Origin of the sequence: Pseudogracilibacillus amylolyticus (SeqCode) (genome assembly GCF_051918545.1) — a bacterium.
Classification (GTDB): domain Bacteria; phylum Bacillota; class Bacilli; order Bacillales; family Amphibacillaceae; genus Pseudogracilibacillus.
The window spans coordinates 1-9,245 of sequence record NZ_JBPPZG010000163.1; the positions used below are offsets into that span (position 1 = coordinate 1).

Genomic DNA, 9,245 nt, shown 5'->3' on the forward strand with positions numbered 1-9,245 from the left:
TTTCACTACTCAACAGTATCCTTCTACTTTGATCCAAAAGAGGAATTGAAACAGAACATAATCCATTTAGAAAGTGAGGATATGCTTATGGATATCCATTTAACAGATGAACAGAAAATGATCCAGAATTTAGTAAGAGATTTTGCAGAAAAAGAAATCAAACCACAAATTGAGCAAATGGAAAAAGGTATATTTCCAGCCGAGATCATTAGAAAGATGGGCGAATTAGGGTTAATGGGTATTCCAATCCCCGAAAAATATGGGGGCAGCGGAATGGATTTCACATCGTATATTATAGCGATTCATGAGATTTCTAAAGTAAGTGCAACTATAGGTGTTGTTTTATCGGTTCATACCTCAGTAGGGACAAATCCTATTCTTTACTTTGGAAATGATGAGCAGAAACAATATTATTTACCTAAATTGGCATCTGGGCAATATTTAGGAGCATTTGCTTTGACAGAACCACAAGCTGGATCTGACGCAGCAAATATAAAACTACGGGCTAGAGAACAAGATGGCGACTATATACTTAATGGTTCGAAAATATTTATTACAAATGGAAAAGAAGCAGATACATTTATCACTTTTGCTAGAACAAGTGAAGTTGCTGGTTCTAAAGGGATTAGTGCATTTATTGTCGAGAAAACGAACCCCGGACTGCAAATCGGAAAAAGTGAAAAGAAAATGGGATTACATGGTTCAAGTACTGTTTCGTTGAATTTTGATCAATGTAAAGTAAGAAAAGATCAACTGCTTGGGAAAGAAGGAGAAGGCTATAAAATTGCGATGGCCAATTTAAATATAGGCAGAATAGGTATTGCAGCACAAGCTTTAGGAATTGCCGAAGGGGCTTTAGAACATGCCATTTTATATGCAAAAGATCGTGAACAGTTTGGAAAACCGATCTCACACAATCAAGGGATTGCTTTTAAATTAGCGGATATGGCAACAGAAGTTGAAGCAGCAAAACTATTAGTGTATCAAGCCGCCAATTTGATCCAGCAAAATCGGGCTTGTGCAAAAGAAGTTTCCATGGCTAAACTTTTTGCAGCCCAAACAGCAAGGAAGGTTGCGATAGAGGCTGTACAGATTTTCGGAGGATATGGCTATACAGAGGATTATCCAGTAGAACGATATTTTAGAGATGCAAAGATAACTGAAATTTACGAAGGTACGAATGAGATACAACGAATCGTCGTTGCAAAAAATTTACTTCAATAACAGGGGGATTTTAAAATGAATTTTCAATTAACGGATGAGCAAAAAATGTTGCAAAAGATGGTGCGAGACTTTTCTTTAAATGAGGTAGAGCCAACTGCTGCGGAAAGAGATGAGGAAGAACGTTTTGACCGAGAAATATTCGACAAAATGGCAGAGCTTGGTTTAACAGGGATTCCATGGCCTGAAGAATATGGTGGAATAGGATCTGATTTTGTAAGTTATTGTATAGCCGTCGAGGAATTGTCTCGTGTATGTGCTTCTACCGGGGTGACATTATCTGCCCACGTATCGCTTGCGAGCTGGCCTATATATAAATATGGTAACGAAGAACAAAAGTTAACATACTTAAAAAGATTAGCGGAAGGTTCTGCACTTGGAGCGTATGCTTTGTCTGAGCCAGGAGCCGGAAGTGATGTAGCATCAATGAAAATGACAGCGGTTAAAGAAGGCGACGAATATATTTTAAATGGGAGTAAAGTGTGGATTACTAACGGCGGTGTCGCGGATATTTATGTCGTTTTTGCAAAAACGGATCAGGATGCAGGTCACCGTGGGATTAGCGCCTTTATCGTAGAAAAAGGAACAGAAGGTTTTACATTTGGGAAAAAAGAGAAAAAACTTGGAATCCGTTCTTCTCCAACGACAGAATTAATTTTTGAAAATTGTCGTATTCCTAAAGCTAATTTATTAGGAGAAGAAGGGGAAGGGTTTAAAATAGCGATGACAACGCTTGATGGGGGAAGAAGCGGGATTGCTGCTCAAGCAGTTGGTATTTCGCAAGGTGCTTTAGACGCTGCTACTGAATATGCCAAAGAACGTGAACAATTTGGAAAACCAATAGCACATAATCAAGGAATTTCTTTTAAGTTAGCCGATATGGCTACAGAAACAGAGGCTGCCAGACTGTTAACATATAAAGCTGCTTGGTTAGAAAGTGAAGGATTAGAATACGGAAAAATCTCAGCAATGGCTAAATTATTTGCTGGTGATGCTGCGATGCGCCATACAGTGGAAGCGGTTCAAATTTTCGGAGGATACGGATACACGAAAGATTATCCAGTAGAACGATATATGCGTGATGCTAAAATCACTCAAATTTATGAAGGAACAAATGAAGTTCAGAGACTTGTTATTGGGCGTGCTGTTACGAAATAAATGAATAAAAGATAATGGGGAGGAGGGAAACGATTATGTGTTCAGATACCATTTTATCTTCAATAAAAGATTCAACATTGGTAGAAAAACGTAGAAGTCAGATTATTGCTGGTGCCTTAACTTTATTTAAAGAAAAAGGTTTCCATCGAACAACGACTAGAGAAATAGCAAAAGAATCTGGTTTTAGTATCGGAACTTTATATGAATATATTAGAACAAAAGAGGACGTATTATTTTTAGTTTATGAAGCGATTAATGACCATGTATATAAACATCTTGAGAAAGTAATTGGTTCTAAGGAGCCGTCGATTCAAAATTTAATTTATATTATTGATTCGTATTATCGTCTAATGGATGAAATGCAGGAAGAAGTTATTATTCTATATCAAGAAGTAAAGTCATTACAGACGAATGTAAAAGGGATTGTGTTAAAGAAAGAACGAGAAATGGTCATTATGCTGAAAGAAGCAATTATGACTTGTGTATCTGGCACATTGGTAGAAGAAGAAATCGAACTTATTGCAAATAATATTTTTGTTCAAGGACATATGTGGGGGTTTAGACGCTGGATGTTGCACCGGAAATTTACAATCGATATGTATATTGAGATGCAGACCAATTTTGTATTACAGTCTTTAGGGATAAAAGATTATTAGTATCTGGGTTGTCTTGTGAGTCAAGATAAGAGGAGGTTTTAAAATTGGAACATATGGAAGTGTATAAACCGAAGAACCATGTACGGGTTGTTACAGCATCGAGTCTGTTTGATGGTCATGATGCTTCCATAAATATTATGCGGAGGATTCTTCAAGCTAGTGGCGTTGAAGTTATCCATTTGGGTCATAACCGAAGTGCCAGAGAAGTTGTCAATGCTGCGATTCAGGAAGATGTTCAGGCGATAGCAATATCTTCCTATCAAGGGGGGCATCTTGAATACTTTAAATATATCGTTGACTTACTGAGAGATAATGATGCAGATCATGTAAAAGTTTTTGGTGGCGGCGGAGGTACTATTATTCCCCGAGAAGTAAAAGAATTACATGATTATGGTGTTGATTGGATTTTTACTCCAGAAGACGGTAGAAAAATGGGATTGCAAGGTATGATCAATAAGATGATCGAACTAAGCGATTTTGTCCCACCGATCGATATTGCTAAAGACAAAAGCCGTCTAGAACAAGGAGATGATCAAGCGATTGCCCGGATGATCTCGCTTATTGAACGTGATGATGAAGAAGATAAACAAAAGCTCATGCATATATTAAAGGAAAAACAGCATCGTACGGTTCCTGTACTCGGAATAACCGGAACAGGAGGAGCTGGAAAAAGTTCTTTAACGGATGAGTTAATTCGTAGATTTTTACATGAAATTGATCAGAAAAGAATTGCGATTGTTTCTATCGATCCTACAAAGCGAAAAACAGGCGGAGCTTTATTGGGAGATAGAATACGAATGAATGCAATTTTTTCAGATCGTGTCTATATGCGTTCATTGGCAACGAGAGGGTCGAGAACAGAGATATCAAAAGCTACACAAGATGTAATAAAGATTTTTCAAGCTGCAAATTTTGACTTAATTATTGTTGAAACGAGTGGAATTGGGCAAGGGGATGCAGAGATTACTGAAATTACCGATTTCTCTATGTATGTTATGACGAGTGAGTTTGGTGCTCCGACACAGCTTGAAAAAATTGATATGATCGATTTTGCTGATTTTATCGTTATTAATAAATTTGAACAAAAAGGGTCTGAGGATGCATTAATGCAAGTTCGTAAACAGTATGAACGTAGTCATATGCTTTTTCACAAAGATCACACAACATTTCCGGTATATGGTACGATTGCTAGTCGATTTAATGATCCTGGAACAAATGCATTATTTGCAGGAATTGTTGATAAGCTAAACGCAGAATACGGCTGGCAGGAAAACGTTCCATTTGATCGTCATGAGCTATCAATAAACCATAGTAATATCATACCGAATGATCGAATCCATTATTTACGGGAGATAAGTGCGACTGTTAGAGGTTATCATAAGAAAGTGGCGGAGCAGAGTGAGATTGCTAGAAAGTTATACCAACTGCGGGGAGCAAAGGAACTTTTCGATGACAAAATGATTAACCAAACAGTTGATCAAACGTTTGATCAATACTTAACGAAGCTAAATAAAGAAGAGCAGAAGCTGCTTGATTCATGGGATAGTCTGAAGCAAAAGTATGACGGAGATACGATTACATTTTCGGTAAGGAATAAAGAATTAACTATCGATATTACAACTACTTCTTTGTCCGGTTTAAAAATACCTAAAGTTGCTTTCCCCCACTACTCCGATTGGGGAGATCGCTTAACATGGCTAATGAAAGAGAATGTACCCGGGGAATTTCCATATACGGCTGGTGTATTTCCTTTTAAACGAGAAGGTGAAGATCCTACAAGACAATTTGCGGGTGAAGGTACTCCAGAACGAACAAATCGCAGGTTTCATTATTTATCTGAAGGAGAAAGGGCAAAAAGACTATCTACAGCTTTTGACTCCGTAACTTTATATGGAGAAGACCCTTCCTATGAGCCGGATGTTTATGGAAAAGTTGGAGAAAGTGGAGTAAATGTATGTACACTGGATGATATGAAAAAATTGTACGATGGATTTGATTTAACGGATCCACAGACTTCTGTTTCGATGACGATTAATGGGCCGGCACCAATTATATTAGCAATGTACTTTAATACAGCGATTGATCAGCAAATTGAAAAATTTGAGAAAGATAATGGTCGAAAACCTTCTAAGGAAGAAGCTGAAAAAATAAAATTACAAACATTACAATTAGTGCGGGGTACGGTTCAAGCAGATATTTTAAAAGAAGATCAAGGTCAAAACACATGTATATTTTCAACAGAATTTGCACTGAGAATGATGGGCGATATTCAACAGTACTTTATTGATTATCAAGTGCGAAATTATTATTCAGTTTCTATTTCGGGCTACCATATTGCGGAGGCTGGCGCAAATCCAATTACCCAACTTGCCTTAACATTGGCAAATGGATTCACGTATGTTGAATATTATTTAAGTCGTGGAATGGATATAAATGATTTTGCCCCTAATCTGTCATTTTTCTTTTCGAATGGACTAGACCCCGAATATACAGTGATTGGACGTGTGGCAAGGAGAATTTGGGCAATTACAATGAAAGAACGGTATGGGGCGAATGAACGAAGCCAAAAATTAAAATATCATATTCAAACATCGGGCCGCTCCCTCCATGCTCAGGAAATTGATTTTAATGATATTAGAACGACATTGCAAGCTTTAATCGCCATTCAAGATAATTGTAACTCTTTGCACACAAACTCTTACGATGAGGCGATCACAACACCAACGGAAGAATCTGTGCGACGAGCACTTGCCATTCAAATGATTATTAATAAAGAGTTTGGTTTAACAAAAAATGAAAACTCTCTACAAGGTTCTTTTATTGTAAATGAATTAACAGATCTTGTAGAAGAAGCAGTGCTTGCTGAATTTGAACGTCTTAATGATCGTGGAGGGGTTCTTGGCGCAATGGAACGACAATATCAGCGTAATAAAATTCAAGAGGAATCTTTATATTACGAAAGTAAAAAGCATTCAGGTGAACTGCCGATTATTGGTGTCAACACATATTTAAATCCTAATCCACCATCGGAAGAAGAAATTGATCAGATGGAGCTAGCAAGAGCCACAAAGGATGAAAAAGAGTTACAAATACAGAATCTTAAAAAGTTTCATGAAGAAAATGAAGGAGTGAAAAATCTAGCAATCGAAAAGCTGAAAAAAGTTGCCAATGAAAATGGAAATATATTTGCTGAATTAATGGATACCGTAAAAGTTGCAAGCCTTGGTCAAATTAGTGAGGCTTTATATGAAGTGGGCGGACAATATAGAAGGAATATGTAGTGTCAAATGCTAAATTAAATGTCGGCGTGTTCGTAGCCGATGTTTATTTTTTTAGCAGATAGGAAACTATAAAACTTTCTTGACTCGCTCACTGGCTAAAAGCTCGGGCGTCCTGGGACTGGGACTGCGCTTACTCGTCCCATCGAAGGGCATTTGCTCTTTCGTTCGTCCCACCGTAAAGCATTTGTCTCAGGCGCCCAGTCTAGCACGTCAATCACTCGTAAGTGCAACTCATACTCTCGTCAAGGCTTGGCGATAACTAAAGTGTTCTAATAAAAAAATATAACTAATTTCTTGACTAAATTTTTGAAATAGCTATCATATTTTCATGACACTTGATTATAATCTAAGGAATAGTTTATACTACAAAATTATTAGTGTTAATAATTAATACAGACTTACTTAACAGTAAGAATTATAGATAACTTTTTTACTGTATAAGTGCAACTTATTTTTATTATTATTAAAGGATGTGCATAGAAGTGGGCTTAGAAAAGTATAGTGATGAAAAAATTCAAAAAATGTCTATGATTGAACTTGCAAATATTATTTTAGCGGATGAGAAAAAAGAATTAAATTTTCTGGATCTCTTTGCAAAAGTTGCCGAACATAAAGGTTTTACCCAAGAACAGCAAGATGATTTGCTGGCTCGCTTTTATACAGATCTGAATGTTGATGGGCGTTTTACTACATTGGGATCAAATATATGGGGCTTAAAAAGATGGTACCCGGTTGATCAAACAAGTGAAAAATCGTTAGCGGAATCAAGGAAAAGAGATCTGGAAGAAGAAGAGTTGGAAGTTGAACTTCTTGACGATGAACTAGTCGATGAAGAAGTTGAAGAAGATGAAGATCTGTATGAAGAATATGATGATTTAGAATATGAAAATTATGATGAATAATTTCTACCTTAAGCTGGTAAACTAATTTTAGTGAACGTTCCATAATATATAACATTGATATCTTGACATTTACCAGTATAATGAGTAAAATTTTTATTGGGCTATACAAGAAAAAAGAACTCGTCAAATGCGTTTCCCCTGATTGGGAAACGCATTTATTATTTTACACATGAATGAAAGGGAAAGAGGGTACAAAATTGACAAAATATATTTTTGTAACTGGTGGGGTTGTTTCATCTTTAGGAAAAGGGATTACTTCGGCATCATTAGGTAGATTGCTGAAAAATCGTGGACTAAAAGTAACATTGCAAAAATTTGACCCATATTTGAACGTCGATCCAGGAACAATGAGTCCTTACCAGCATGGAGAAGTATTCGTAACAGAAGATGGAGCGGAAACAGATTTAGATGTTGGTCACTACGAACGTTTTATTGATATTAATTTAAATAAATTTAGTAATATTACGACAGGAAAAGTATATTCTAGTGTAATTCGTAAAGAACGTGATGGGGAATATAAAGGTGCTACTGTTCAAGTTATCCCTCATATTACGAATGAAATAAAAGATCAAGTATATAAAGCAGGTAAAGCAACAGAAGCTGATGTTGTTATTACTGAAATTGGTGGGACTGTAGGGGATATTGAATCCTTACCTTATTTAGAAGCCATCAGACAGATTAAGAGCGATATTGGCCGTGATCAGGTCATGTATATTCATTGTACACTCGTACCTTATATTAAAGCAGCTGGTGAAATTAAGACAAAACCAACACAGCATAGTGTAAAAGAGTTACGTTCGCTTGGAATACAACCAGATGCTATTGTACTACGTTCCGAATTTGCAATAAGTGAAGAAACAAAAGAGAAAATTGCCTTATTTTGTGATACGAGAAAAGAAGCTGTAGTTGAAATGGTAGATGCGGATATACTTTATCAAGTACCAATCGCTCTCCAAGAACAGAATTTAGATGATTTAGTATGCAGTCATTTAGGATTAGTTCAAAAAGAAGCAGATATGACTGAGTGGAAAGAACTGATTCATAAAGTTAGAAACTTATCACGAACGGTAGAAATTGGTCTAGTCGGAAAATATGTAGAATTACCGGACGCATATTTATCACTAATAGAGTCACTGAAACATGCCGGATATATATATGATACCGATATTTGTGTACATTGGATTAATTCTGAAACATTAGATAAGGAAACGATACATGAAGAACTATCTAATGTAGATGGAATTGTTGTACCTGGCGGCTTTGGTACAAGAGGGATTGATGGTAAGATAGAAGCGATACAATATGCGCGAGAGAATAGAGTACCTTTTTTAGGGGTCTGTTTAGGAATGCAGCTAGCTGCTGTTGAATTTGCTCGCAATGTAATTGGATTAAAGGAAGCTCATTCTGTTGAGATTAACCCAAACACACCGTATCCTATTGTTAAGTTAATTGAAAAAGAAAAAAATAATAACGAAATGAGTAATGGATTAAGATTAGGTTCTAAACAAGTTTTACTTTTGGATAATACAAAGGTAAAAGAAGCATATAATGGAGCAGATAGTGTTGGTGAAAGACACCGCCATCGTTACGAGATTAATGCTGAATACCGTGAACAGTTTGAATCTAACGGTCTCGTCATTTCCGCTGTTGGTGAACAAGAGGATCTTATTAAAGCAATCGAACTAAAAGATCACCCATGGTTTGTTGCATGTCAGTACCATCCGGAATTTAAATCAAGACCGACTAAAGCACATCCATTATTGGAAGGATTTATTGATGCAGTGGTTGATGGGAAATATAATAAATAAAAGTTGTTTTATCAATTTAAATTGATCATAAACAAGTGTATGGATAGTTGATAAATTATTTGTTGATTTTGACGCAAAATTCATAAACTGTGCAGTAACTTAGGATTAAGTTACTCCGCAAATATCTAAACAAAGTTGCGATGTAAAATACCGCTTCGGCAGAATACTTCGCTTTCCGTGGGCACGGCCTCAGCCTCCGAAGCACAGGACGTGCAAGTG

The 9,245-nt window shown here is 36.5% G+C and carries 6 protein-coding genes; all 6 read left to right on the plus strand.

Going from position 1 to position 9,245, the window contains the following annotated elements:
• The first annotated feature begins 87 nt into the window (after window positions 1-87).
• The 6 genes from ACPYKA_RS15585 to ACPYKA_RS15610 all read left to right on the plus strand — a co-directional run bounded on the left by ACPYKA_RS15585 (window position 88) and on the right by ACPYKA_RS15610 (window position 9,026).
• Window positions 88-1,224, plus strand: coding sequence for an acyl-CoA dehydrogenase (locus ACPYKA_RS15585; RefSeq protein ID WP_479543142.1), 1,137 nt, complete (start codon window positions 88-90; stop codon window positions 1,222-1,224).
• A gap of 15 nt (window positions 1,225-1,239) precedes the next feature.
• Window positions 1,240-2,379, plus strand: a complete 1,140-nt coding sequence (locus ACPYKA_RS15590; protein WP_479543138.1) for an acyl-CoA dehydrogenase — start codon at window positions 1,240-1,242, stop codon at window positions 2,377-2,379.
• A gap of 35 nt (window positions 2,380-2,414) precedes the next feature.
• Entirely contained in the window at window positions 2,415-3,035 is a 621-nt protein-coding gene (locus ACPYKA_RS15595; RefSeq protein ID WP_479543139.1) for a TetR/AcrR family transcriptional regulator, read from the plus strand.
• 53 nt (window positions 3,036-3,088) lie between these two features.
• Window positions 3,089-6,316, plus strand: a complete 3,228-nt coding sequence (icmF, locus tag ACPYKA_RS15600; protein WP_479543143.1) for a fused isobutyryl-CoA mutase/GTPase IcmF — start codon at window positions 3,089-3,091, stop codon at window positions 6,314-6,316.
• 482 nt (window positions 6,317-6,798) lie between these two features.
• Window positions 6,799-7,218: a DNA-directed RNA polymerase subunit delta gene (gene rpoE / locus ACPYKA_RS15605; protein ID WP_479543140.1), complete on the plus strand. Its 420-nt coding sequence runs from the start codon at window positions 6,799-6,801 to the stop codon at window positions 7,216-7,218.
• A gap of 197 nt (window positions 7,219-7,415) precedes the next feature.
• Window positions 7,416-9,026 (plus strand): CTP synthase, encoded by a 1,611-nt coding sequence (locus ACPYKA_RS15610; protein WP_479543141.1) that lies wholly within the window; start codon window positions 7,416-7,418, stop codon window positions 9,024-9,026.
• Window positions 9,027-9,245: the final 219 nt, after the last annotated feature.

Coding starts and splice junctions, on each gene's coding strand:
- ACPYKA_RS15585 (WP_479543142.1), top strand. CDS start 88: ATGGATATCCATTTAACAGATGAACAGAAAATGATCCAGAATTTAGTA.
- ACPYKA_RS15590 (WP_479543138.1), top strand. CDS start 1,240: ATGAATTTTCAATTAACGGATGAGCAAAAAATGTTGCAAAAGATGGTG.
- ACPYKA_RS15595 (WP_479543139.1), top strand. CDS start 2,415: ATGTGTTCAGATACCATTTTATCTTCAATAAAAGATTCAACATTGGTA.
- icmF (WP_479543143.1), top strand. CDS start 3,089: ATGGAAGTGTATAAACCGAAGAACCATGTACGGGTTGTTACAGCATCG.